The 25,610-nt window shown below is 52.9% G+C and carries 16 protein-coding genes; 9 read left to right on the top strand and 7 right to left on the bottom strand.

Features of this window, described 5'->3' with window-relative positions; translation table 11 throughout:
* The first annotated feature begins 19 nt into the window (after positions 1-19).
* Positions 20-2,767: a helicase-related protein gene (locus HW115_RS13105; RefSeq protein WP_178933320.1), complete on the top strand. Its 2,748-nt coding sequence runs from the start codon at positions 20-22 to the stop codon at positions 2,765-2,767.
* Between the two features lie 91 nt (positions 2,768-2,858).
* Here HW115_RS13105 and HW115_RS13100 read toward each other — a convergent pair whose 3' ends face one another.
* Entirely contained in the window at positions 2,859-4,643 is a 1,785-nt protein-coding gene (locus tag HW115_RS13100; protein ID WP_178933319.1) for a heparinase II/III domain-containing protein, read from the bottom strand.
* Between the two features lie 410 nt (positions 4,644-5,053).
* Between HW115_RS13100 and HW115_RS13095 the strand changes: the two genes are divergently transcribed.
* Positions 5,054-6,430: a sialate O-acetylesterase gene (locus HW115_RS13095; protein WP_178933318.1), complete on the top strand. Its 1,377-nt coding sequence runs from the start codon at positions 5,054-5,056 to the stop codon at positions 6,428-6,430.
* Positions 6,431-6,458: 28 nt separating this feature from the next.
* Here HW115_RS13095 and HW115_RS13090 read toward each other — a convergent pair whose 3' ends face one another.
* From HW115_RS13090 to HW115_RS13070, 5 genes are all read right to left on the bottom strand, one after another.
* The gene (locus HW115_RS13090) at positions 6,459-7,895 is read right to left on the bottom strand and encodes a sulfatase family protein (protein ID WP_178933317.1); all 1,437 of its coding nucleotides are present in this window, start codon (positions 7,893-7,895) and stop codon (positions 6,459-6,461) included.
* A complete protein-coding gene (locus tag HW115_RS13085) occupies positions 7,892-10,429 on the bottom strand; it encodes a sulfatase-like hydrolase/transferase (RefSeq protein WP_178933316.1) in 2,538 nt (845 codons plus the stop codon). The genes HW115_RS13090 and HW115_RS13085 overlap by 4 nt, the downstream gene beginning before the upstream one ends.
* 142 nt (positions 10,430-10,571) lie before the next feature.
* On the bottom strand, positions 10,572-11,300 hold the full coding sequence (locus HW115_RS13080) for a PEP-CTERM sorting domain-containing protein (protein WP_178933315.1): 729 nt from the start codon (positions 11,298-11,300) through the stop codon (positions 10,572-10,574).
* A 178-nt stretch (positions 11,301-11,478) separates the two neighbouring features.
* Positions 11,479-13,158, bottom strand: coding sequence for a LamG-like jellyroll fold domain-containing protein (locus HW115_RS13075; protein ID WP_178933314.1), 1,680 nt, complete (start codon positions 13,156-13,158; stop codon positions 11,479-11,481).
* A gap of 8 nt (positions 13,159-13,166) precedes the next feature.
* Positions 13,167-13,694 carry a sigma-70 family RNA polymerase sigma factor gene (locus HW115_RS13070; protein ID WP_178933313.1) on the bottom strand — a complete coding sequence of 176 codons (528 nt, stop codon included), beginning with the start codon at positions 13,692-13,694 and terminating at the stop codon, positions 13,167-13,169.
* Between the two features lie 125 nt (positions 13,695-13,819).
* Here HW115_RS13070 and HW115_RS13065 point away from each other — a divergent pair, with 125 nt between their 5' ends.
* From HW115_RS13065 to HW115_RS13035, 7 genes are all read left to right on the top strand, one after another.
* Positions 13,820-15,295 (top strand): DUF6288 domain-containing protein, encoded by a 1,476-nt coding sequence (locus HW115_RS13065; protein WP_178933312.1) that lies wholly within the window; start codon positions 13,820-13,822, stop codon positions 15,293-15,295.
* 159 nt (positions 15,296-15,454) lie between these two features.
* Positions 15,455-16,132, top strand: a complete 678-nt coding sequence (locus tag HW115_RS13060) for a PEP-CTERM sorting domain-containing protein (RefSeq protein ID WP_178933311.1) — start codon at positions 15,455-15,457, stop codon at positions 16,130-16,132.
* A gap of 112 nt (positions 16,133-16,244) precedes the next feature.
* Positions 16,245-16,796: a sigma-70 family RNA polymerase sigma factor gene (locus HW115_RS13055; protein WP_178933310.1), complete on the top strand. Its 552-nt coding sequence runs from the start codon at positions 16,245-16,247 to the stop codon at positions 16,794-16,796.
* On the top strand, positions 16,793-18,313 hold the full coding sequence (locus HW115_RS13050) for a LamG-like jellyroll fold domain-containing protein (protein WP_178933309.1): 1,521 nt from the start codon (positions 16,793-16,795) through the stop codon (positions 18,311-18,313). The genes HW115_RS13055 and HW115_RS13050 overlap by 4 nt, the downstream gene beginning before the upstream one ends.
* A gap of 4 nt (positions 18,314-18,317) precedes the next feature.
* Positions 18,318-19,853: an FG-GAP repeat domain-containing protein gene (locus HW115_RS13045; RefSeq protein WP_178933308.1), complete on the top strand. Its 1,536-nt coding sequence runs from the start codon at positions 18,318-18,320 to the stop codon at positions 19,851-19,853.
* 1 nt (position 19,854) lies between these two features.
* Positions 19,855-22,230: an arylsulfatase gene (locus HW115_RS13040; RefSeq protein WP_227021485.1), complete on the top strand. Its 2,376-nt coding sequence runs from the start codon at positions 19,855-19,857 to the stop codon at positions 22,228-22,230.
* 209 nt (positions 22,231-22,439) lie between these two features.
* Positions 22,440-23,903 carry a sulfatase gene (locus tag HW115_RS13035; RefSeq protein ID WP_178933306.1) on the top strand — a complete coding sequence of 488 codons (1,464 nt, stop codon included), beginning with the start codon at positions 22,440-22,442 and terminating at the stop codon, positions 23,901-23,903.
* Between the two features lie 89 nt (positions 23,904-23,992).
* On the opposite strand, the gene HW115_RS13030 is transcribed toward HW115_RS13035, so the two are convergent.
* Complete coding sequence (locus tag HW115_RS13030; protein WP_178933305.1) at positions 23,993-25,564, bottom strand: arylsulfatase; 1,572 nt, start codon at positions 25,562-25,564, stop codon at positions 23,993-23,995.
* Positions 25,565-25,610: the final 46 nt, after the last annotated feature.

Below are 25,610 nucleotides of genomic sequence, written 5' to 3'. Positions count from 1 at the left end.
CCTTCCATCTCTGAGAGCCATGACCGACCATTCCAAAATTGTACCCGGTCAACGCTGGGTAAGCGAAACCGAGCCTGAGCTGGGGCTCGGCATTATGTTGAAGGTTGAATTCAAGCGGGTGGAGGTCCTGTTTCCTGCGGCGGCAGAGCGTCGCCAGTATGCGATTGAATCGGCCCCGATTCGGCGTGTTGCGCTGAAGCCGGGAGAAAATCTGGAGACACACGGGGGAGAAGTGATGCGGGTGGACGAGGTACTTGAGATCGATCATTTGCTGGTCTACCTCTGTGCCGGACAGGAAGTTGAAGAAGCCAGGCTATCCGATCACATGAGTTTTAGTCGACCCGAGGACCGCCTGCTTTCCGGCCGGGTGGATGATCTGGTCACGTATGATTTACGGGTGGAGGCGTTGCGGCGTCAGTGTGCGATTCAGCAATCACCGGTGCGCGGATTTGTTGGAGGCCGGGTGGATTTGATTCCGCATCAGATGTCGATTGCCGGGGAGGTGTCATCGAGATTACGCCCCAGGGTGTTGCTTGCAGACGAAGTGGGTTTGGGGAAAACCATTGAAGCTTGCCTGATTATGCAACGTCTGCATCTGACGGGGCGGGCGGAGAGGATCCTGATCCTTGTCCCGGAACCGTTGCTGCACCAGTGGTTTGTCGAATTGCTGAGAAGGTTTAACCTCTTGTTCAGCTTGTTTGATGAAGAGCGTTGCCGTGCCATTGAGGCGGGCGGGGAGGAGAATCCCTTTCTCGATAGCCAGTTGGTGCTTTCCGATGTTGGATTTTTATCAGGAAATGAGCGGCGTCGGAATCAGGTGATTTCGGCTGGTTGGGATTTGCTGATTGTGGATGAAGCCCACCATTTGCAGTGGTCGCCGCAAAAGGCTAGCCCGCAGTATGCTTTGGTGGAGTCGTTGGCCCGTAAGACAGAGGGGTTGATGTTGTTGACCGCCACTCCACGTCAGCTGGGGGCGGAAGGCCATTTTGCCCGCTTGCGCTTGTTGGATCCGGATCGTTACACGGATCTCGACTCCTTTCAGTCGGATGCGGAGCATTATGAGCACTTGGCAGATGCCCTTGGCCGGTTGCTTGAGCGTGAACCACTGAGCAAAGAGGACCGGGAGTTGTTTGTTTCCCGGTCTGAGCGTATGCATGACCATTGTCTGGCGCTGGACTCGGGAGATGAGTCGGCACGCGGTGTGTTGATCCGTGAACTTTTGGATACCTTTGGGACCGGTCGGGTGATGCTGCGGAACACGAGAAGTGCCCTGTCCGGCTTTCCAGAGCGTCGAGCGCATTTGATTCCATTGTCCGTTCCGTCCGGTGAAGAAGCGGGTGATGGGTCTGTGGAAGTAAAGGTTCAGTGGTTGCTTTCGTTGATTCAATCACAGGAAGGAAAAAAAATACTTTTGATTTGCCGGACACGTGAGTTGTCCGAGCAAATTTCCAGCTGTCTTCAAGAACGGATCAATATCCCGTGTGCGCATTTTCATGAAGGGATGAGTTTGCTGCAACGTGATCGGTCGGCGGCTTACTTTGCTGAGGATGATGGCGCCCGGATCTTGATTTGTTCCGAGATAGGAAGTGAAGGGCGCAACTTTCAGTTTGCTCATCATCTGGTCTTGTTTGATTTGCCGGATGACCCCGAGTTGCTGGAGCAACGAATTGGACGTCTGGATCGGATCGGTCAGACGGAAACCATTCATATCCACGTTCCCTATTTGGAAGGGAGCCATGGGGAGGTCTTGGCACGTTGGTATCATGAAGGCCTGAATGCTTTTGAGCAAAGTATGCACGGGGCGACGGAAATCATGCGTGAACTCGGAGGGCCACCGCCTGAGCGGGGGATGCATGAACCTTCCCTGCATGCCTTTATTGAGGTCTCCCGGCAATGTCGTCAGCGGGTTGCGGAGCGTTTGCACCGTGGATATGACCGATTGCTGGAAATGAATTCGAGCCGACCGGAGAAAGCGGAGTCGATGATTGAGTCGATCAAGACGATGGATGCTGACCAGTCATCGGAGGCATTCCTCATTCGCTTGTGGGATTACTTTGGTTTGCATATTGAGGAACTGGTTGACCGTTCTTATTTGTTGCTTCCGGGGCACCTGATCACCGACGCGTTTCCGGCTCTTCCTGATGAGGGCCTGAATGTGACTTTCGACCGGAACAGAGCGCTTTCGAGAGAAGACACTTCGTTTATGAGTTGGGATCATCCCATGGTCCGGACAGCGATGGACCTTTTGCTCACCTCGGAGGCTGGGAATGCCGCTTTTGCCGTTTGGGAGGGTGCTCCTGCAAAGGGGATTTTACTCGAGGTTCATGCCGTGGTGGAATGTTTGGCCCCCGCCTCACTGCATAGTGATCGATTTTTACCGGTGACCCCTCTGCGGGTGCAGGTCGACCATACGGGAGCGGATCGCTCAGCGGATACTCCTCTGCGGGCTGGCGTGTTACGAAGCGGGAATATGCACCAGCTGCTTTCACAGGAGGCATTCAGACGGAAGATTTTACCGATGATGTTATATTCTTGTCACCGACTGGTGCAGGGGCAAATGGAGTCGGTGGTGGAACAAGCCCGCAGCCTGGCAGATCGAGTGTTAGGGGAAGAGTTGGATCGCCTGATTGCTTTGAAAGAAATCAACGATCACGTCGGCCAGGAGGAGATTGTCGCCATGCAAAATCAGCAGGACGCACTACGGCAGGTCATTTCAAAGGCTCGCTTGCGGATGGATGCAGTGCGGGTGGTTTGGTGTCAACCGTAGCAGCTCTTTGACCGGGAGCTTGTGTAAGCCATCTTCGTGAGAGGCCAATCCATATGTGCGAAGATGGAGCACAATCTTTTTTCTGAGGCTCTTAATGTGGGCTGAAACTGACACTGAGCGTGAGTTGGGGGGATGCCGGAGCGGTAAAACAGAGGATGCGGACGCCTTGGTTTTGGTTTTCGATTTTGAGAGAAGGCTTGGCATCAAGCACTTGCCAGACACCTCCATGTTTGTCGTTACGGATGATTTTGAGCTCTTTGCCGGATTGTTTGAGTATGGCGGTGTTGTTCTCGATATTGACTTCTGCTCGGGTGACGATTGCCCAGCGAACGGGACCCGTTGGTTGCGTAATGGCGTCTTCAATCGTGACCTGTTGACGGCTACGGTCCAGTGTGCAGCTGCGGACGATGTGCTTTGCCTGAGGGGTGTATGCCTGCGTAAGGTCGATGCTGGCACTTCCTTTTTCAGGAGTGCTTTGAAATGCTGTGATGAGGCATGGTTTGGATTTGGGGTTTTGTAATTGTTGGTTAATGACCAGTGTGCTGTGGCTCTTATTCGTGAGCCTGAAATAACTCCACCGTTTGGATCCGAAGTACCCGGGCATGTTGTAATTGTCGCTGCCGAGGTCTTCGACCCAGCGCACGCCTTGGGATTCGAGGATAAAGGTCCCTACATCCATTTGCCCGTGACTGGCTCCCGGGTAGCCACCTTTGATGGCGACAAACAAAGCATCGGGGTCATGCCATTGACTGCGGAAGGTTGCGATGGGTTGGCTGCCGTTCCAGCGGGAGTCCGTGGCGAGAGTTGCCTGCTTGTCCGGATGTTCGTTGGGCAGCCAGAGTAGGTGCAGCGGAAAAAACCGTTCAGGTCCTTTGGTGGAATGCTTGCGTTGGTCGCTGATGTCTTGGGCGATCCTGGATCGGATGAATTTGCAGGTGGCCGGCTGGTCGAAGGTGTTAGTCATCCATGATTGGGCGGGGCTGACCCGGCTGGTGGACACTCCGGCATCGGCAAAGTTGAAGACCTTGCCAGTAGGTCCGGTTAGGTGCTCGGTGAACAGCGGGGAGCGGGCAAAGGTGGCGGGTGTTGGGGATCGAAGTTGCCGATGTTCCGTGGCTAAAAGGGCGAGTCCAATGACGTGGTAGTTTGATCCATAGTGCCAGTAGGCTGGCCCTTCGGGGTAGGCTCCATCGGGTTGATAGAATGTCGCACACTGTTCAAGCGATTGACTGGCGGCTTTTCGGGCGGGATGAATGTGGTCGCCTGATCGTTCCAGTGCACGTTCTGCCATCAGGAGGCCGGTGGCGCACACCTGCCCCCAGTTGTTTCGCGGATGCGACCACCAGGCACGTTTACCTGTGAATCCATTGCGTGCGGGTTCCAGCCCTTTGTTTCGCAGTGCCGATGCGTAGGTGTTGCGTTGGGTTTCATTGAGTTCGTGGTAGAGCCAGTCGTAACCGATGGCGACCGCGGTCGACATTTCGGCGGTATCGAGGAAGTGTTTGGGGTTCCAGTCTTTGAGTGCACAGGCGGCATCGAGCTCCTTGATGGTGCGGTTGAAGTATTTTTTCTCACCGCTGAGTCGCCAGGCCATTGCGCAGTGGAGGATGTTGCTTAATGCACGGCGGCTCTCACCGAGCAGGCGTTTGCCGTCCGGGATGTGGTATCTGCAGGTAGGCGCGTTGAGGGTGTGGTCGGCGCGACGTAGGATCTCGGTGTAGACTTGCTTGGCCAAGGGGTCGGAATGAATACCTTGTTTGACGGCCGTTTCATCGGATTTGGAAAAGAGCAGGCGCGGGTGGTCTGGGACCTCTGCCCATGAACTTGTCGTGATGAATGCAAGGCAGAGAAGAATACGGAAGAGTGAAATGCGCATGGTTGGAAGGTTGATGGATTCTCAATATACCGGCGAGGTATTCGCATTCTTATCAGTGACCATGGAAATATTCAAATCTGGAGCATCTTTGATGCGATGATCCGCAGGGCTCCTACATTAGGGAGATCATCTCGGTGATGCCTGCGGCGCTGACAGGATTCACATGATTGAAGGGGATTTATAGGATTTTTTTTAGAGGGTAGTGATAGGTTTTGGACAAAGCTTGATCTTCGAAAATTTAAAATCCTGACAATCCCGCCAGCGCCGCAGGCTGTTAGCTCCTACTGAATTCGCCCTGCGATGATCCGTTCCCTAGAGGGTTGAGTGGTAACATTCTCTGTAATATGCTTGATCGCGAGCACGTATCGATTGTGCTGGTGGCTGGGTCCTCCAGAAAATTCAAAATAGCGATGAAAAAGACGATCTTAATGATGATGTTGGGTGGTGCATGGCCATGCGCTGCGGATGTGACCTTACCGAAGGTATTGACGGATCACATGGTTTTGCAACGTGGTGAACCCATCACAGTGTGGGGCTGGGCTGATGCAGGGGAAAAGGTATCCGTGACCTTGGCAGGAACTTCGAAGCAAACCAATGCGGATGCCGAAGGAAACTGGAAAGTGACGCTACCCAAGCGAGGTTTGGGGGATGCGTTGACGATGAAGGTGAAGGGGAAGAATGAGATTGTGCTCAAGGATATTCTCATGGGAGATGTTTGGTTGTGTTCCGGTCAGTCAAACATGGAGTGGGGCATTGGCCTGAGTGAAAACCCGAAACAGGCGATTCAAGCTGCCAGTCATCCGAAGATACGATTGCTGAATGTGAATAAAGTAAAATCAGGAAAGCCTCTTCCGGATGTGGCAAAGGCTTCAGGTTGGAAGGTTTGCAGCCCAGAAACGATTTCCAATCTGGGCGATAAGCCTCGGAAGGGATTTTCTTCCGTTGGATATTTCTTTGGGGTTCATCTTCAGCAAGAATTAAAAAATGTTCCTATTGGTTTAATCGCATCTTCGTGGGGTGGGACAAGAATTGAGCCTTGGACGACGCCAAGCGGCAGAGATGCCATCCCCGAGTTGAAGGGAAAGAAGGGAGATTATAGCAAACTCTATAATGGTATGGTGCACGGCTTGGCACCATTGCGCATCAAAGGGGCAATCTGGTACCAGGGGGAATCGAACCGTAAGGACGGAGCCCTGTATCATCACAAAAAGCGGGCGCTGGTCGCAGGTTGGCGTGAAATCTGGGGGAAAGAAATGCCATTTTACTTTGTGCAGTTGGCTCCATTCGGCTACCCGAAGGATTCCCCGGAGGTGTTGCCTGTGATTTGGCAGGCACAGTCGGAGTCGAATGCCAGCATCCCGCATACGGGGATGGCGGTGACCATCGATATTGGAAACCCGAAGGATATTCACCCGAAGAAAAAGAAGGAAGTGGGGCAACGCTTGGCCTTGCTTGCTTTGAAGGATACCTACGGTAAGGATGTGGTGGCTTACAGCCCGACCTATGTTTCCCATGTCGTCAAACGGGGGAAGGTGGTGCTGACCTTCAAGGATGTGGCCAGTGGATTGGCAACGCGAGATGGTAAGGCACCCATGGCGTTTGAAGTTGCTGGAAGCGACGGCAAATTTGTTCCGGCCAAGGCGCGCATTTCAGGTAGCAATCAAGTGACGCTTGAGTCCGACGGTGTGAAAAATCCAAAGTCAGTCCGTTACGCCTGGTCGAACACGCCTGTCACCAATCTGATGAATCAAGAGGGCTTGCCTGTGCCCTGTTTTCAGGCGAAATGATGGGGCTGAGTGGGGTAGGCTTTGGCTATCAGGGGGACCAAAAGGTTCCCTCTGTATTCAGGCTCGACTGAAAATCGTTGATGATGGTTTGCAAGGCGGGCAACTGCTCTGATTGTTGAGCTGAAAGATCAAATCGTTCACCTGGGTCCTGTTCGAGGTTGAATAGCAGCGGGTTGCTTGATGAAGCCGAAAAGCCGTAGTTGTTTCCCGTTTGGGAGTAGAGGCGGATGTGCATCTTCCATGCTCCTTTCCGGGCGGCGTAGATGCCGTTGCTCGAGGCTCCGGTGTAGACAAAGTTGAAGTCGGGAACCGTTCCTGTAAAGTTTTCCGGGTTAAGCAAGGGGCGGATATCACGGCCATCGAGGATGCGGTCACCGGGGACGGGCTCTCCGGCGAGAGAGAAAATGGTGGGTAGCAGATCCATGGTGCTGGCCGGTGTTTTTTCAACACTGCTGGCAGGGATGGTTCCAGGCCAGCAAAAGACGCCGGGAACGCGAACACCACCCTCCCAAGTGGAACCTTTACCATCGCGGAATGGTAGTGCTGAGCCGACGTTGAGACGAGCCTCCCCCTGGCCATTGGGGTAGGTGGTTGTGGTGTTTTCAAAGCGAATCCACGGGCCGTTATCGGAAGTGTAAATGATCAGAGTGTTCTCTGTGACCCCGGCATCAGCAAGGGCTTGGCGGATACGTCCGACGGAGTTATCGATTTCCTCGATACAATCGCCCAGAGGACCTCGCAGAGAGGTTCCTTGAAATTCTTCGGAAGAATGGACGGGGAGATGGGGCATGTTGGGGGCCAGGTAGATGAAAAACGGGTCATCTTTATGGGTGCTGATAAATTGGATGGCGCGGTCGGTGTAGCGCTTGGTGAGCCCTTGCATGATCTCCAGTTTGGACGGAACCTTGGTGGTGATGGATGCGTAGCCCGTGGTTGGATTGTTATCACTGGAGGGGCCCATGATGAGGTGGCTGTCGGCATAATCGTGGGAGACCGTTGTGCCTTCAAAGATCTCAAAGCCATGAGCCAGAGGTAAAGCGTTCGGGGTATAGGCGTTGCCAGTGTTTGGTGTTCCGAGATGCCACTTGCCAAACATGGCGGTTGCATACCCCTGGTTTTTTAGTCCTTCTGCGATGGTTGTTTCGTTGGGGTGCAGATACTTGCTTTCTGTGGGGGGGAGGACCCACCTGAATCCAGAGCGCGCCGGGTTACGGCCGGTGAGTAGAGCGTAGCGGGAGGCCGAGCAGGCGGGAGAGGCACAGTAGAACTGTGGGAAGTTCAACCCTTCGTGCACCATGCTTGTAATGTTTGGTGTATGGATTGTGGGGTTGCCTGTGTGCGCGTAGTCGGCGTACCCGGAGTCATCGACAAAGACGATGATGATGTTTGGCTTTTCCGTGGCAGGGCGGGCGTGGAGGTTGAAGCACGCGAGCAGGGCGAAAGCTGTGGAAATTAGGTGTTTCATGGTCGGGTGTTGATGATTCTGAAGAAGACACGGTTGTTGGAGAAGCTGGGATCGCCTGAGGGAATACGTAGTTCAATGATCTCTGAATGGTTCGTTTGCGGATCGATTGTTAGGATGTATGGATCGATGGCCAGGGAGAACCACTCGCTCAGATCATGGGAATACTGGATGGCATATTCGTCGTTGGTGGATGTGACCGGCCGGTGCAGGGTGGCTGCGAAGGAGGTTTTATTGTTTTCGGAAGTGAGGATAGATAGAGCGGGAGGGCTCAGAAACCCCGGCTGAGTGATCGGGAGTTGGGGGAGTGGAGATGCGAATGTGGCAAGATGGGTTGAGGCCGCCGATTGAAGTTCGACGAGTTTACTGGTGTGGGTGCTGCTACGGTTGATGTGCTCGGTCGGGTTTTGCTCGATTTGGAACAGCAGCGGCGCGGATTCCGAGAAGTTGTTGTCTGTTGCTGAGTTTTGGTATGTGGCATGGTATTTCCATGCACCTTGGCGGATGGCTTGGAGTTGGTAACCGGTGCCGTCGTGGCGGTGCAGGAACAAAGTGGTCTCGGCATCTGGTCGGGTGCGGCTTGATAGAAGGACATCGGCGCGTGCGGTGCCATCGTAGGGCCGGTCGTCCGGAACATGGGCGTCCGCAATGGCGGTGATGCTGGTGTAGAGGTCGGGCAACCAAAGCACGGCCTGGTTGCTTGTTCCAGCTGGGATGATGCCGGGCCATCGACTGATCGCCGGGGTGCGCACGCCTCCTTCCCAGGTGGTGGATTTTCCATCGCGAAAAATGCCAGCCGATCCGTAGGATGGAGAGGTATAGGTGCGGTCCGGTCCTTCGTCCGAGAGAAAGACTACCAGTGTGTCGTTGGTTTTTCCCGTTTGTTCCAGGGTGTCAAGCAGGTCACCGATGGAGCGATCAAGGGCGTCCATCCGATTTCCGTGGTTTCCGAGCAATGAGCCTCCTGTTGCCGGTAGGGAGGGTGGTGAGAAGACGAGAAAAAAGGGCGCCTCTCCTTGGGCGGAGATCCATGAGGAGGCTCGTTGACTGAGCTGATCCAAGAGAAGGTTGGAATGGTGGGCGGCTTCGAGCGTTGTTTCGTTTTCAACGAGTGGCGGCGTAGGGATGAAGGATGCAGAGTAGGGTAGCCCGTAGAATAATTGAAAGCCTTGGTTATTTGGCCCTGCGTCAGCGCTGTCCCCAAGATTCCATTCTCCGATCATGGCGGTTTGGTATCCTTTTTTTCGTAAGGCCTTGGCGAGAGTCCACTCGCGGTAATCGATACTATTTGCACTTCCAGGGGGGATGTCGGCGGGCAGGTTGCCACGTCGGGCCAGGCGGCCGGTGAGCAGTGCATACTGGTTGGCGAGATCGCCTGGTCCAGTGGTGGTAAATTGAGTGAAGCGTGATCCTTTTCGCGCGAGGGCATCAAGGTGCGGGGTGTGGACTGTTGGTGCACCGTAACATGAGAGATCGCCATAGCCGATGTCGTCTGCCATGATGATCAGGATATTGGGTGGGCTGTTTGGTATACAGGTGTAGAATGCCGAGGTGACCACACCCGGGCTGTTATTTTTATAGGCAATGGCTTGTAGCGTGGCGTTCGCTGGTACCGTGAATGGGGCTGTATAGAGCTTGGCGCTGTTATCTGGAACGCTACCGTCCAATGTGTAGTAAATGGCGTCAGCAGCCTCATTTGTACTTAGCGTTACCGTGTCACCAATGCGTAGGATGGAGCCACTGGTAGGGGTGGCAATGACGCTTGCGACCGGGGAGGTATCTATCTCTGACAAGGGGACTCCGCTGCCGACGTTGATCGCAGCAATCTCGCTGGTGCTCAAGGCGTAGTTAAATAGTCCGATATCGTCGAGACGACCTCGGGCAGCTGCCGTGCCATTGAGGGTTCCGATCCATAGGTTTTGATTGAGGTTGATGGATCCGGTGAGGGCGCTGATGGCAACGCCGCCCGCGGTGGTGGCTTCGCTGCCGTTGACATAGATGCGTGCTATTTGCTTGCTGCGGTCGACGGTGACGATGATATTTTGCCAGATGTTTTGTTGGTAGTGTGCCGACTGGGTGTCGACCAGAACATGGTTGCCATTGTTGTCGTCGATACGAATACGGATGGTGTTATCCGTTTGATAGAATAGCTGGTAGCCGGTGGTTGCACCGCTATCGAGGGCATCCAGTAGTCCCTTGGTGCTGTTGGCATCGGATGTCCTGTATGCCCAGAGGGAAATGGAGAAGTTGCCGCTTCCCGGGGTGATGGCGATGTGCTGGGCAACAGACAGGTAAGCGGTGCCGGAGCCATTGGCGAGGACGTTGCCGAATCCGCTACGGGTGTTCCATGACGAGCTGCCGTTGGTTTCGCTGGCATCGAGAGCCGTTTGTCCGAGTGATTCAGCTAGACGCGCTGCTGTTGTGTCACCATCGAATGACCAATATGCGACCGGTTGGGCAATGGCGGAGACGGTCAACGCGAGGGAGAGGCTGACCATTTGAAACCACAGCGATGTGATAGGGATGGAGCGAAGCATAGGGATGGTATGAGGTGATCGAGGTGTGTGTCCCTATTATAGCCGGTCAGGAGCAAATGATCGGAGGTGCTTGGGATGTTTTTAGACAAAAAAACCGCCGCAGCGTGAACTGTGGCGGTTTGAAAAATGCAAAAGGATGTTATTATTTTTTGCGGCGAAGGATCAGGCTGAGTCCGCTGAGTCCGAGTAGGGCTGTACTGCTGGGCTCAGGCACTGCGGTCAGGGAGATCGAGTTGATTTGGCCCGAGCCAGACCCTGCTTCAGCACCAAGAACGAAATACTGATAACCAGTGATGTCGCGGTTGACTGTGCCGAGAGAGGCTCCGTCTTTGAACATTTCGATACTGGCGTCGGTCAGGTTGTTGCTGGTGACCACCATGGAGAGCGTGTTGGCCGGGTGACCGTTGCTTTGTGCGATGACACTGGCATTTTGAGACTTGCTGTCGACAAAATCGAGTCGCACACCATCGCTGGACCCAACACCGCGGTACATCAGTAGCACGGCGTTGTCCACATTGCCGTCTTGAACGCGCAAGCTGGTGTCTGCCGCGCTGTCGGCCAAACCAAAGAACCATTGCAGGTCGCCAACGGTGGTCATGCTGGTGGTTAAAGTGTAGGTGGTGTTGATCGTGGGTCCCGCGCCGAGGTTGATATAACCGGATTTATCTGCATTGCCTGCTCCATTGTAGGAGCCATTGGCTTTGAAAAGAGCATCGGCATTCCAAGTGAGTCCTCCTTCAGTTGTGGTTGTTCCTTGAAGATTCGTAGCGGAATCGCCGGTGAAATCTTCAGAGAAGATGGTGGCTGCCTGTGACGAGATTGTGAGCGCCGCTACACTGGTGAGTGTGATGATGGGTGTCTTGAATTTCATGATTGGTTTTGTAGAGATGATGCGTTTTGACAAAATCTAGAGTCAAATATCACAGTTACATATCCCCGTGATGGCAAACGGTCGGAAAAAACGAAAAAAGTTTTTTTTTAGGGGCAAATAAAAAACGCCGGGGCATATGCCGAGGCGTTTGGGAGTTCTTGATAGCTTTTTGAATGAATTATTCGGGTGGACGGTTTTTTTGCATGAGTTGGAGGATTTCGGAAGGTGTCAGGGCCGCGTCAAAGATGTAGAGTTCATCGACATCGCCATTCAGGGTTTCGATGTTTAACTGTTGTTTTTTGTGGCGTTCTATAAGTTTGTTGTAGCTGGGGCTAAAGCCGGTATCCATTGAAAGTCCAATGCTGAGGGGGAAGTTAGAGTGTTCGTCTTTTGCGACCGCTGTATTAACTCGGCGGGAGATGATACTGCCACGGGTTTCGAGTTTGCCGTCGACGTAGTGTTTGACGTGGGTGGCGATATCGGCATTGGGAGCGGACATAAACACGCTGGCTACGTGATGCCATTGGCCGTCGTGTAAGTTGGTTTGTCCCATCATGTGACCCCATGCGCATTCTGTGCGGATGACTTGCTGGTTGTCTTTGAGAAGTGGCGACTCCGTGCGGATTTGCCATTTTTCCCCACGGGATTTGTTTTTTCCCCACGAGACGATTCCAGGGGTGGCGTCACCTCTCGGTTGATTTTTGCCGAGTCGAATCCAGAAGGCGACGGTTCGGGATGCGTTACCTTCGATGCCAGGAAAATCGGTGCGAAGAAAACGTTGGTTGCCGTCAAGATGGAGGGCCTTGCCAAAACGTCCCTGGGTCAGCCACTGATGAGAGGTGGTAGATTCGGAGATGTCGACAGTGTGGGCTGGAAATGAGGGTGAGTCTGGATGTTGTCCGCTGTCTTGAAGTTGGGAGCCGTTGAGTTGATCGAATGACCAATGATGGTAGTGGATGCTTTGCGGGCGCTTGGCTCGTTCGGGAGGAGCCCAATCATAAAGGCTGGTGTCGGCCGGAAAGCGATCATAGTCCGTATTAAAGTCTTCTGTGCTCTTGATGCGCAGGGCTTTACCTTTGAGGAGCATTTTCCATTCCGTGTCCGGATCTATGAGGGATTTGGCTTTGACGAGTCCTTCGATCACATGGACTTCGGTCCTGAGGGCACTGAGCACGGTGACACCGAAGGTGGTTCCCAGATCGATGAGTTGGCTGTTGGGGGTTTCTACTTCAAAGTTCGCGAGAGTCTGGGAGCTGTGGGCTTTGATGGATCCTTTTTCGAGGTAGCCTTTACTTTCCGCTTCGATGTAATAGACAGCTGGAGCTTTGATGAGCACCTGGGTGCCGGTGTCGTAGCTTAGCTCGAGGATGCCCTCCTTGAGGTCGATTTTTCCGGCCGAGAGCCAATGGCCGGGACGCACTTGACCTGAAGATGCGGCCCAGTTGACGTTGTTGGTTCCGGACACCATAGCGACGGGGGTGCGGTCGGGGGCTGGGATGAATTCAGAATACAGTGAGTGGTCGTCCTGTGCTGTGGTTGATTCGGGGGCTCGAAATACCAGCATCAAGGCGATGGCTGCAGCCATGCCCAAGGCAACGGCCATGGTGACAACCGTGAGATGTTTTTTCTTGGATATTTGAGGTTCCGGCCTTTTGAGAACCACTTGGCTATTCGGAAGTTCGAAGTGTGCTGCGAGCAGTTCGTCCGTGCGGATTTGGCGGATATAAAATTCGCGTAGCACGACGTCATCGCGAAGGAGTTGATTGATGCGTTGGCTTTCAATCGGGCTGAGGGTGCCGTCAATCAAGCTTTGGATAAGCTCTCGGTGAGTCGGGGGGATGGTGTTTTGTTGATCCATGATGTTCTTTAGGCATCGAGTTGGTGTTCGATGCAGGTTCTGAGGTTGCCACGGATGCGGATCAGGGCGTGTTTTACCCGGCCCAGCGAGCTTTTGATTTGTTGGGCATATTCTTTGAGTCCCCCATGTTGTTGGTAATGGAAGGTGACGAGTTGATAATCATCGGGGGTGAGTTTGGTCAGACAATGGTTTAATGCGTCTGCTGCCCGTATGCCTTCCTCCTGGCTGCCGATGAATGAATGTTCGGTAGCGATTTGGTCGAGGACATCGGGTTCGAGATAAACCGTTTTTTGACGCTTACGCTTTTTGAGGTGGGCGAGCGTTTGGAAATAGGCGATGCGGTATGCCCAGGGGGTGAAGCCTGAGAGGTCTCTGAGTTCGTTGCGTTTTTCCCAAAGCACGATATTGGTTTCTTGGAGAACGTCCTTTTTTCCGGGAGCCGTGGGCATGATGGACCGGATATAGGCAGCCAGTTCGGATTGGTGCTCGGTGATGAGTTGGATGAACTGTTGTTCGGGATGGATGGTAGAAGGCATACGGCTTGCTTCGATGTATAGCACACAGGATCTGAATGATCGATTTTTCCATAAAAAAGTTGATCAAAGTGAAATGCGAAATGGCTGGTCATTGGAGTTGGGGGCTTCATAGTGATGAGCACGATATGAAAACGAGAGGAGAGTTTGCGCGATGGAATCTACGGTGCTGCACGGCCTTGTGTTTGGGGTTGACTCTTTTGCCTGCTACGGCGTTGCGTAAACGTGACACCTGGAGCAAGACAACCAAGGTGATGCCTGATGCCCAGGCCGGTGGCTGGTTCATCAACCTCGGCATCACCGGGGCCCGGGCGAAGATTCTTCTGGATGCGCCCAAGGAGTTTGAAGTTGCCTATGTGTTTGACGGGACTCCGGCCGCAGGAAAGTTGAAGACAGGGGATCGTATTGTCGGTGTCCGGGGGAAGGTATTTTCCAAGCCTCACAAGTTTGGCTACGGGGTGGATTTTTTCGGTTATGAAGGCCCGATGATGGAGATGGGGAATGCCTTGGAAGATGCCCAGGGAAATCATAAGGGGGTGTTGAAGCTGGATGTTGTTCGCGATGGCAAGCGTGTGGAGGTAGAGCTTTCGCTGGGTCAGCGCTATGGGGCTTTGTCCAAGACCTACCCTTACAACTGTGCGAAGACAGATAAAATGTTGGGTGAAATGTATGCCTATTTGGTCTCCAAACAAAAGGAGGACGGGTCCTGGCATGGGCGGCCCCATATCAATGCCTTTGCGGCTTTGGCATTGCTAGGGAGTGGCGAAAAGGCCCACATGGAATCTGTCGGAAAGGCTGTGCGATATTGTGCACAGGTGACGGATGATACCATTGCTTATCGGGGCTTGGATTGCTGGAAGTACAGCCTGTATGGTGTGTTGTTGGCTGAATACTATTTGCTGACCCGTGAGCAGTGGGTTCTCAAAGAGTTGGATGAAATCAACCGTTGGCTGCACAAGGCACAGATGAAAAATGGTGGTTGGGGGCATCGCCCCGCTGATCGACCGGGTGGCAACGGCTACGGGGCGATCAATGTGATTACGATGCAGGCAAAAATGGCCTGGGCATTGATGATGCGTTGTGGCCTGAAGGTGGATCAGGAGAAATACAAGGCGGCTCATGCCTTTGTTGACCGGGGAACCAATGGTATCGGTTACGTCTGGTATAAAGATGGTGGCAAACAAAACCCGAAATATGCCGATATGGGACGGACTGGGGCTTCTGCCATTGCACATTACCTGAGTCCGCTTGGAGGAAAAGAATATGCAGATTTCGCCAGACTCAATGCGTCGTGTATTGGGAATCATCCGGTCACGTTCCCTGACACGCACGGCTCTCCCTTGCTGGGAATGGCATGGACCGCTCTGGGCGCTCTACCTGATCCCGAGATGTTCCGCAAGCTGATGGATTATAACCGTTGGCACTTTGCCTTGGCCCAGTGTCCTGACGGGACCTTTTACTACCAACCGAACCGGGATAACAACGCACAGGATTTCAGTGCGGCCCCGCGCTTGAGTGCGACGGCGACCAACGCCTTGATATTGAGCGTGAAGTATAAACGTTTGCAAATGACCGGAGCGCCTCTTGTTTCCGTGGCTCGCTGAGCGGAGGATTCAATTGATCAGGATTTAGTGTGAAATTTTGTGTTAACATTCGGGGAGTAAAGTTCCTGTGTATGGTATCGGAGTATGGCTTTGTCCAGCGAGCGCGTTGATGGCGTGAGTATGACGAGTCCTCTCCACCAACCATAAACACAGAATTATATGACAAAAACAACGCATATCACCATGATGATGGCGGCCTTGGCGCTTCCGCTTTCCGCTGCCACAACTTGGACGGGCGGAGGCGACGGAAGTTCGTTTTTCGCAGAAGCTAACTGGACGGATGATGGGGGCACCCCGGCAACGGGCCCAATTGACCCTGGTACAGCCTTGGCCGTGGACGATTACTTTATTTCCTCGACGTCGCTGACCAATATCGGAGCTCTTGTGCTGGGCGACATTGCTACCTCCTTGACTTTGAATGCGTCATCGATCGGGACAGCAAGTATCAATGGAACCAACGGTGCTGGAGCACTTATTCTGACCAACGGGTCATTATATAATACCCAGTTTGCCGGGGCCAATTTGACTGTGGACATTGACGGAACCAGTGCCTTGACCCTGCGTGGAGGAAATGATCCTTTGCCAAATGGAGCCTCGGTTGATCTAGCTGCAGGTGGAGTGATTAATTTCCTGGCTGAATCGGTCGGAGACGCGACATCGGAGCACCTCGGAAAGATCACTGTCGGTGGCCAGGCGGCTGAAATCGGAGTGAATGTGACTCTGGTCTCAGACGGCGGAAGTGGGTCGATCTTGACTGCTACAGCTGTTCCTGAACCTTCAGCTGCGGCCCTGCTTGGGCTTGGTGGCATGGCCATGATTCTTCGCCGTAGGAAGTAAGTCGATTCACAGGTATGCTGGGGAAGATATTTTTCCCAGCATACCATGTTCCCTGCGATGGGGGTTGATTGGAACCGTCGGAGGGGTATAGTTCACGGGTAGATAGCTCAGTATGAGTAAGCGATCCAAACATGACGCACCGGAATTGGCTGAATTTGTTGCCTTGTTGACAGATCATCAGCTGATGTTGCGTGGTTATATTCGTTCATTGATTCCCAATGCGTCGGATGTCCGGGATGTGTTGCAAAACACCAACCTGGTGTTGTGGGAAAAACGTGGAGATTTTAAGAGGGGAAGCAATTTTAAAGCCTGGGCATTTACGGTTGCCCGGTACCGTTCTTTTGAGCATCGCAAAAAAATGAAACGGGACCATCGCCTGGTCTTTGATGATCGATTGATTGAACTGATTGAGCAGACTCCCCACGACTGGAGTGATGAGTTGCTGGACCAGCAACATAGGGCTTTGGAGCAATGCTTGCGGGGGTTGAAAAGCAGAGATAGGGCATTGATCGATTCTCGTTACGGAAAGCTGGAAACCTTGGTTGACTTTGCGCGACGTGATGGCCGGTCCGAAGGAAGTCTGCGGGTAACTCTGAATCGTTTACGGACAGTTCTGCGCGATTGTATTGATGGGAAAATGAAACAGGGGGAGGTGCAGGTATGAGTGCTTATAATACAAAGGAGCTGGACCGATTGATCTATGCCTTGTGTGATGAAACGATCACAGATGAAGAATATCAACAGTTGCAGGACGTTTTACTCCAGAATGAAGAAGCAAGAAAGCGCTACCTCAAGCTGTTGGAACTGCACAATATGTTAGAAGTGGAGTCTGAGCATGGTGGTGTGGCCGCTGGTGAAGCCGTCGTGCCAATTGACCTCTATCTTAAAAAGCAGCGCAAGGCCGGAGTATTCCGGGCCTGCTTGGCGGCGGCAGCCGTGCTGGTCGCGGTGGCTGTGATGATGCGTATGGTGATGGCTCCCGAGCCGGAGGTTTTGGCGAGCATCCATGTTGCGCCCTACTCGGAATTTACGATCAGTCATGCGGAAGGAGCAGATGTGGACTCTGGTGCGAATGCCTTGGTTCCAGGATCTTCGCTGAAGCTCTCACAGGGGACGATAGAACTTAGCTTGTCTTCCGGAGTGAAGTCGATTGTTCAGGCTCCAGCGGAGTTGACCATGGTCGATGCCTCCGAGCTTGCATTACACCGGGGGAAAGCCTGGTTCAAAGTTCCCCCTGAGGCCACGGGCTTTACGGTGGAGACGCCACAAGTTCGGGCGATTGATTTGGGGACTGAGTTTGGGGTTGTTTCCCACGGTCAGGACAGCCGTTATGATCAGGTGCATGTTCTCGACGGAAGAGTCGAAGTGACAACGCTGAAAGGATTGTCGCGCAAGGGGATCCGGCGCACGGAGCAGTTGTCTGCGGGTATGGCGCGTGAGGTTCACTTTACTGGAAACTTCAGTCATGTCCCTTTGTCCAAGGGTGAGTTTCTTACCTCGTTACCGAAAGGTCTTCCCTATTTGCATTGGTCAATGGATGTGGATTTGGATCATCCAAGGATGACCTCGGGGACCGAGGTGATAGCGAGTTCCATTGAATCGGTTCCGACCCGTTCGAGCGTTGTTCAGGTTCCGGGAAGAAGAGGGCGCGCTGTGGCGTTTGCAGCAGATAATGGCGGGCTCAGAACCAATTGGTCAGGGATTGACGGGGATCGCCCTCGTACGATTGCTTGTTGGATTAAGAGTCCCAAGCATCAACCTGTCGGAGCGATTATTGGTTGGGGGGAACACTTTGAAGATGGGGCCAAATGGCGGATGACCTTGAATCCGGAACGTGAAAAAGAAGGAGGAGTGAGAGGTGCCATACGAACTGAATTTGGTTATGGCTATGTGATTGGCTCAACGGATTTACGGGATGGTGAATGGCACCATGTGGTTTCAGTGTATGATGGATCGGGAGAAGGAACTCCTGAATCGATCAAACTCTATGTGGATGGTGTGCCCGAAGCTGTCAGTGCCTACAAAGAGAATATCGTGCTCACGGAGTTGGACGATGAAAAGTCAGCTTCTTGTGTGATTGGTTATAATTTCCAAGGAACGATCGATGAGTTGAAAGTCTATCAGGGAGTGCTGCCTGCAGCTGCTGTGCAGAGCCTGTACCAAGAAGGATCCGAGAAGTAATGCCATGAATCTGCAATTGTTTGGTGTCTTGATGGTGTCGACCCTTGGCTTGACTGCCGGGCCCTTTGGTTTGGACCGTGAAGTTCCCCTTGAAGCTCGTGCAGTGGACGGACTTGGTGGTGATATGCTTGTGACCGCCATTTGTAGAGGCTTGATCAATGCGGATACAAATCCCGATGCCGTGTTTACGAGTTCTTCCGGAGATACGCTTGGCTGGGTGGATCTTTTCAATGGTGGAACCTGCTCCATGATTGCGGATGATGTTGCTGGTGCCTCTTCCTTGTGTGTGACAGATGCTGACGGGGATGGGGATCACGACATCGTGGTGGCATCCCGATGGGAGCGGAACCTTCAAGTGTTTTATAATAATGGGGCGGGAGGCTTTGACTCCCGCGGTGTCATTCAATCGGGCTTGGATGCGGTGGTTTCTTTGTCTGCGTATGATCTGGATGGTGATTTTCGCGAAGATTTGGTGGGTGTGACGGATCATGACAGGGAGTTGTTTTGGATGCCTCGTCTTGCATCGGGAGGTTTTGGAGAGAAGCAGGTGATCGGTGTGCTGGACTCTGCTCCCGTTCAGTTAGAAGTGAGGGATCTGGATCAAGACGGACTTCCAGAGCTGTTGGTATTGGATGTGCAACCCGGTAGGGTGAGTGTGTGGAAAAACCAGGGAGCAGGGCAATGGGTGCTGAACCAAACGTGCGGGCGAGGGTGGAGTCGTTTTTTACTGGGTGATATTGACGGCGGTGGGGACGAACTGCTCGGAGTTTCTTCCATGACTGGCAACATCAGCGTGCTAAGCTGTGATCAGGCAGGACAATTTTCCGAGCCTGTACATCAGTCGGGTTCATGTGTTGGATTCGAGCTCGAGGCCTTGGTTGATTGTGATGGTGACGGCTATGCCGATGCCCTCTTGCGTTCCTTTGCCGGCGATTCGTTTGAGTGGATGAAATCCACTGGGGATGGTCGATTGGAACCGCACCGCAAACTCATGCTCTCGGTGGATGGTCCGACGCATTCCTTGTTGACGGATTGGAATGATGACCAGATGACTGATTTGGTTGTGGCCTCACAGCATGGCAAACCCTTTATCTATCATGAAGGGCTCGCTGCCGGTAGCTATGCATTCTGGATGGATGATTATGGTTTGGACTCCCGTGAGCACCCTGAGTCCGGGGATGCCAATGGTGATGGGGTGACAAACTTGAGTGCCTATGCCTTTGGCTTGCATCCGTCGAGTGATCATGCTCTTCCCTATGCTGCCATGGGGGCTGCTCATTTGGGACTTCCTTCCGGTGTTTATGATCAGATGACTTCCGATACCGGTATTGTTTTTGTTCGCAGGAAGAACGCTACACGGAATGGTCTTGGTTACTCTTTATGGAAGAGTGTCGACATGCAGGGCTGGACGCCCGTTGAGTTACCCGTCTCTTCCGCTCAATCGATTGATTCTACTTGGGAGCGTGTGGAATACCTTGAGCCCAGCGGAGAACAACGTGCCGTTTTTTACCGAGTTAAGTTAGATTATAGCCATCCTTGATATGATTAAAAAAGTTAGTAAATCTCTGCTTTGTATATTTTCAATGAGCTTGCTTGGTCAGCAAGCGATGGCTGCCGTGTTGGAGTGGACGGGGGCGGGAGATAATATCAGTTTGTTTCAGGAGGCGAATTGGGAGATTCAAGGAGGGGGAGCTGTGGCCGGAAACCCTCTGGCCCCCAATGTGGTGATTAATGACCCATTAATCTTTACCGGAATTGCCAGCAATGTCAGTTCTCAACTTAAGCTCGCATCCACACTGGAAATCAAGGGAGGGGAACTCACCATGACGGCTTCCGGGGGCATGAGCGGCGGGCGTGTGAGTCTATCCAACGACGGAAAGCTCTCGACTGATTGGGCGAATCAAATGGAGCTGAGTCTTGGGCATGGGACTCTTACCTTGCGGGGAGCGGGTTCGCCTTTGACCGGGTCGGTCATCGCATGCCAAGGCAGTCAATGGGAGATTCACTTTACTGGGAAGTCTCTCGCTGCTGTAAGAAATGATCATCTGGCCCAGATTACGGTAGATGGACAGCCTGCGGCATCAGGGGTGAACATGAGTTTGTCGGATGATGGGTCAGGTGGAGCCTGGCTACGTCCGCTTGTGGATAGCGATGCCGATGGCTTGGCTGACCAATGGGAGCTGGAGCATTTTGGAAATTTGGATGCCAAGCCGGATGAAGATCCGGATGGTGATTTATTGGATAACATCGGGGAACAGCAGAGAGGGACGAACCCGAACAAAAAGGATACTGACGGAGATGGCTTAACCGATCAGGTTGAAAGTGGTACGGGTGTGTGGGTCGGATTATTGGACCGCGGAACCGATGCCTTGAATCCTGATAGCGACCGAGATGGCTTGCTCGATGGGGTCGAGTCGCGCACCGGAGTTTGGGTTAGTGGGCTTGACACAGGAACAGACCCCTTGATGTTCAACAGCGATGGTGACCGGATTGGCGATGGCGCGGAAGCTGCCAGAGGAAGCAATCCAAACGACCCGTCAAGTCAGCCGGACTTGCCCAACGTGATCTTTATCATGGCTGATGATCTGGGTTACAATCATCTGAGTGTGTATGGTCAGCAGCGTCTTCAAACACCCCATATCGATTCGTTGGCAAGTGCCGGAATTCGCTTCAATCATGCTTATGCCGGGTGCACGGTTTGTGGGCCTTCCCGGTCTTCATTGATGACTGGTATTCATAGTGGGCATATCCCTTACAAACCGAATGGGGCACATGTGGATATCACGGATCGGACGAAGACCGTGGCGGAGGTTTTTAAGCAGGCGGGTTACATGACCGGGATGTTTGGTAAGTGGGGCATCGGTGGGCTCGGAAGCGGGCAGACCCCTCTCGACCGTGGGTTTGATCGTTTTTACGGTATGTTGGATCAGGGGCACGGGCATCGGCACTTTCCGAGTTACCTGATCGAGGACAATGTGAAGTCTCCGCTGGGTAACACGGTGCTCAGCGGGGGGAATACCAGTTCGAACGCAGCCGACCGAGTGAAGCACACCCACGATGCCTTTACCGATCAGGCTCTGCAATTTATTGATCAGCATCACGAGCAGGCATTTTTCTGTTATCTGGCTTTCACCTTGCCCCACACGGAGATCGTAGCGAGTGATGAGGTTTTGAATTCCCCTGAGTTCGATCCGTCGTTGTGGCCTGAAACCTACACGGCGAACACATCGGTTCATCTGTCGCAGAGTCAACCACGGAGGAACTTTGGAGCTGAGATCCGTATGATTGACAATTCGGTGGGCGCCGTGATAGCCAAACTGGAAGAACACAATCTGACCGACAACACATTGCTTATTTTTACTTCTGACAATGGAGGGCAATTGAAGCGTGTCTGGGGGTCGGCACCTTCCGATTATTTTAATGCCAACGGGCATTTACGTGGAGGTAAGGAGGATAGCTACGAAGGGGGCTTGCGAGTGCCGATGTTGGCGTCTTGGCCTGGGACCATCCCAGCAGGGCGCGTCAGTGATTTGCCTACGTACTTCGCTGATTTTTTACCAACGGTCACCGACATCCTTGGAGTCGAACCTCCCCGATACGTGGATGGATTTTCTATTTTGCCAACCATGAAGGGGGCGCTGGAAAAACAGAAAAAGCATGCATATCTGTTTTGGTCACACCAGCGCGGCTCTCTGGATCATGCCGTTCGTGCTGGTAAATGGAAGGCCGTAAAACGAGGAGGGAATGCCATTGAGCTGTTTGACCTCGATGCCGACCCATCCGAAACCAGCAATGTCGCATCAAGTTACCCTGAGCTTGTTGCCGAGATGCAGAGGATCATGGATCGTGAGTATCAACCAGACCTTCCTGAGACGGCGCCTTCCTCGGCGTCCCCTGTCTATCCGAACCACCCTTGAAAACGCGGGTGTTCAACAAGATCGTTGTTTTCTCCGCTCATCACCATGCAGTCGTGTGGGTCTGTTTTGCCTCTTTGTTCGGGCTGATGATGTGAACAGAGATGAATGAAACATGGGCTATTACTCGAGCATGATGCTGCAACGCTGATGTCAGCCGATGAATAAAATACTCTTCCAGGTGAGTATTAATCGCAGCTATTGTATCAAACATGAAAAAAAACGTTCTCTTCATCAAGTTGCTTACGCTCGCCTTGCTAAGCTCGATAAGCACTCTCAAAGCAGGCTCAAAAAGTCCGAATATCCTGATGTTCGCCATCGATGACCTCAGGCCGGAGCTACGTTGTTATGGAGCAACGCACATCCACTCACCAAGTATTGATAAGTTGGCGGATGAGGGTTTTTTGTTTAACCAAACCTATTGTCAGGTCGCAGTGTGTGGTGCGTCTCGAGCCAGTTTGTTATCGGGGAGTCGACCCGAAACGGCGAAAGTCTGGGATTATTACACACCGATGCGTAAGCGGCAGCCGGATGTGCTCAGCATGCCGCAGCATTTTAAGCAACATGGCTATACAACAATTTCATTAGGCAAAGTCTACCACGCCAAGAATGATGATTTTCCGAAGGGCTGGAGCGAACAGCCGTGGCGACCAGGCGGAGGGCACTATCAGACACAGGCTGCAAAGGATGCCATGATCGAACATCCACGTCAAAAAGGGCGTATGATAGGGCCCGCGACAGAAAATGGGGGACGTGTGCCTGATAATGTATACGGCGACGGCAAGGTGGCGGATGAAGCGGTTGCGCGTCTTGAGGGCTTCGCCAAGCAGCCGGATCAACCATTTTTTCTTGCTGTAGGATTTTCCAAACCGCACCTTCCATTTGTAGCTCCCGGAAAGTATTGGGATCTGTATGATCGGAAAACAATTGCGGTTCCATCCCGGGAAAATGCGAAGAACAGCCCGAAGTATGCCCACTCGACGTGGGGCGAATTAAAATCATACGCTGATATCGATGCCAAGGCCGTCGCTCTGGATGATGATAAGACGCGTGAGCTTATTCATGGGTATTATGCTTCTGTTAGCTACACGGATCGCAATGTTGGTCACGTGCTCGATGCACTTGAGAAATTGGGATTGAAGGACAATACCATTGTTATTCTTTGGGGGGATCACGGATGGTATCTCGGTGATTTTGGAGATTGGTGCAAACATACCAATGAGGAAATAGCCACCCGGGTTCCCATGATTATTCGGGTGCCAGGTAAGACAAGGGGACAGAAGACCGATGCTCTGGCAGAGTTTGTCGATATTTATCCAAGTCTCTGTGAGCTGGCAGGTATACCGGTGCCCAAACATTGTCAGGGGCATAGCTTTCATCCATTATTCGATAACCCTGGCCTCAAATGGAAACAGGCTGCATTTAGTCAGTACCATAAACGGGACGGCCGGCGTAAGTTGAGCCTCCGCGGAACCAGTGTGCGCACCCAAAACTGGCGCTACACCGAGTGGGTTGACCGAAAGACCAACAAAATCGATGCCGTGGAGTTGTATGATTTGAAAAACGACCCTGGAGCAACCGTGAGTGTACACAACCATCCTGAAAATTCCCCTGTGCTCAAACAACACGCCGAGTTCGCTAAAAAATCCAGAACAGGAGTGGCCCCGCCTGAATAGTGTGCAATCTGACAAAGCCTTCTATAAGCCTTTATAAGGCTGTGGGGGCCTATCGTTGTCCCTCAATCAAAGGCCTCGAAGAGAGTGAGCTATCGGGGGGCGTATGATTGCAGATCCGGGCGCCCGGAGTTTTGCTGTGTTTCAAACACAGGGATGAGTTGTTTGACCAGTTCGGGATGTTGTTTGGCTATGTTGTGGTGTTCTCCCGGATCTTTGAGGATATGGTAGAGTTGGTAGCTCTTGTCTTTGAGTTGGATGAGTTTGTATCCCTTGCGGGTGATGAGGGCACTGAGGCTACGCGGGCCGGTGTTTTGAATGAAAATCCAATCGTGGGTGTTGGGTTGATTTCTCCCTAACAACTTAGGTAGGTAGGAAATGCCATCTTTATTTTCTGGTTGTTGGCTGCCAACGATGTCAGCGAGAGTTGGCATGAAATCGTAGTGTGCACTTAGATGGCTGGTTCGGCTGCCGGGCTGGATTTTCTCAGGCCAGCGGACGATCATCGGGCAATGGACACCACCTTGCCAGGTGCTCCATTTGAGTCCGGCGCGACCTCCATTGCCATTAAATATGTCCCCACCATTGGTGCCTCTCCATTTTTTATCGGTGACATTCGACTTGCTGCCGTCTGCGAGTTTACCTGAACGCCAAAGATGTTTCGGTAGTTGTTTTTGGGCATTTTGGTAGTAGGTTTCGTGGCCATTGTCTGAGGAAAAAAAGACGATGGTTTTTTTGTCGAGATCGAGACGCTTGAGTTCGGCCATGATTTTGCCAACCGTGTTGTCGAGGGATTTGACCATGGTTGCGTATTTTTTTTCAGAAAGCGTGAGGTCCTTGCGCGTGGCAAAATCCGGGTGAAGCTCGGTGACGGCAACGGGACCGTGGGGAAGCTGGCTTGGATGATAGAGGAAGAATCGTTCGGACCGTTGTTGGCGAATGTAGTTGATGATCTCTCTATCGAATACGTCCTGGGAGTAGGTTGTGCCACCTGATCCTACCGGGTCGTTTCCGCGTTCACTCATCTTGCCACAGCGGATGTCCTTATTCCCCGGGAGCTTGATTTTTTGACCATTTTTCCAGAGGTAAGGAGGAAAAAAACCATGGGCACGAACATGATCGTAGAACCCGAAGTGGTGGTCCCAGCCATGGCGTTGCAGGCGCGTGTTCCAAGTGAGGAAGCCAATGTCGAGCTTGCCGAACTCGGCGGTGTGGTAGCCGGCTTGTTGCGCAATCTGAGCGAGGAAGACTTCGTTGTCGGGAATTGGACGAGCCTTGGTTTGTATTTTTTTGAAGGCGGTATCCCATGCTTCGGGGCTGAGATTTTGTTGGTCGAGTTTGATCAGCGCTCCTCCACCGGCTTGAGAACCTGAGCCTTTGCGGCCGTTGTGCATCCCGGTCAGCAGGCTCCAGCGTGCGGGAGCGCAGTAGGTGTTGCCATAGTGATTGGTGAGTGAGATCCCCTCGGCCGCGAGTCGGTCGATGTGTGGCGTGGTGACAATCTTCTGGCCATTGTGGCCGAGCATACCAGCACCGAGGTCATCGGCGAGGATCAGAATGACGTTTGGTCGTTCTGTGGTGGCTGCGGGATGTGAGGCTGGGGCGATTGCAGTCAAACCCAGAGTGATCAGTAGGGTGAGGGCGAGGAGATGGAGTTGCGGCATGAGGATGTTGAAGTGAGACCTGAGTGAGGTACCGGAAAAAGCCCTT

The organism is Oceaniferula marina (genome assembly GCF_013391475.1).
GTDB lineage: Bacteria > Verrucomicrobiota > Verrucomicrobiia > Verrucomicrobiales > Akkermansiaceae > Oceaniferula > Oceaniferula marina.
The sequence above is the reverse complement of the archived record's forward strand: the minus strand, read 5'-3'. Positions and strand labels throughout refer to the sequence as shown.

Coding starts and splice junctions, on each gene's coding strand:
- HW115_RS13105 (WP_178933320.1), top strand. CDS start 20: ATGACCGACCATTCCAAAATTGTACCCGGTCAACGCTGGGTAAGCGAA.
- HW115_RS13100 (WP_178933319.1), bottom strand. CDS start 4,643: ATGCGCATTTCACTCTTCCGTATTCTTCTCTGCCTTGCATTCATCACG.
- HW115_RS13095 (WP_178933318.1), top strand. CDS start 5,054: ATGAAAAAGACGATCTTAATGATGATGTTGGGTGGTGCATGGCCATGC.
- HW115_RS13090 (WP_178933317.1), bottom strand. CDS start 7,895: ATGAAACACCTAATTTCCACAGCTTTCGCCCTGCTCGCGTGCTTCAAC.
- HW115_RS13085 (WP_178933316.1), bottom strand. CDS start 10,429: ATGCTTCGCTCCATCCCTATCACATCGCTGTGGTTTCAAATGGTCAGC.
- HW115_RS13080 (WP_178933315.1), bottom strand. CDS start 11,300: ATGAAATTCAAGACACCCATCATCACACTCACCAGTGTAGCGGCGCTC.
- HW115_RS13075 (WP_178933314.1), bottom strand. CDS start 13,158: ATGGATCAACAAAACACCATCCCCCCGACTCACCGAGAGCTTATCCAA.
- HW115_RS13070 (WP_178933313.1), bottom strand. CDS start 13,694: ATGCCTTCTACCATCCATCCCGAACAACAGTTCATCCAACTCATCACC.
- HW115_RS13065 (WP_178933312.1), top strand. CDS start 13,820: ATGAAAACGAGAGGAGAGTTTGCGCGATGGAATCTACGGTGCTGCACG.
- HW115_RS13060 (WP_178933311.1), top strand. CDS start 15,455: ATGACAAAAACAACGCATATCACCATGATGATGGCGGCCTTGGCGCTT.
- HW115_RS13055 (WP_178933310.1), top strand. CDS start 16,245: ATGAGTAAGCGATCCAAACATGACGCACCGGAATTGGCTGAATTTGTT.
- HW115_RS13050 (WP_178933309.1), top strand. CDS start 16,793: ATGAGTGCTTATAATACAAAGGAGCTGGACCGATTGATCTATGCCTTG.
- HW115_RS13045 (WP_178933308.1), top strand. CDS start 18,318: ATGAATCTGCAATTGTTTGGTGTCTTGATGGTGTCGACCCTTGGCTTG.
- HW115_RS13040 (WP_227021485.1), top strand. CDS start 19,855: ATGATTAAAAAAGTTAGTAAATCTCTGCTTTGTATATTTTCAATGAGC.
- HW115_RS13035 (WP_178933306.1), top strand. CDS start 22,440: ATGAAAAAAAACGTTCTCTTCATCAAGTTGCTTACGCTCGCCTTGCTA.
- HW115_RS13030 (WP_178933305.1), bottom strand. CDS start 25,564: ATGCCGCAACTCCATCTCCTCGCCCTCACCCTACTGATCACTCTGGGT.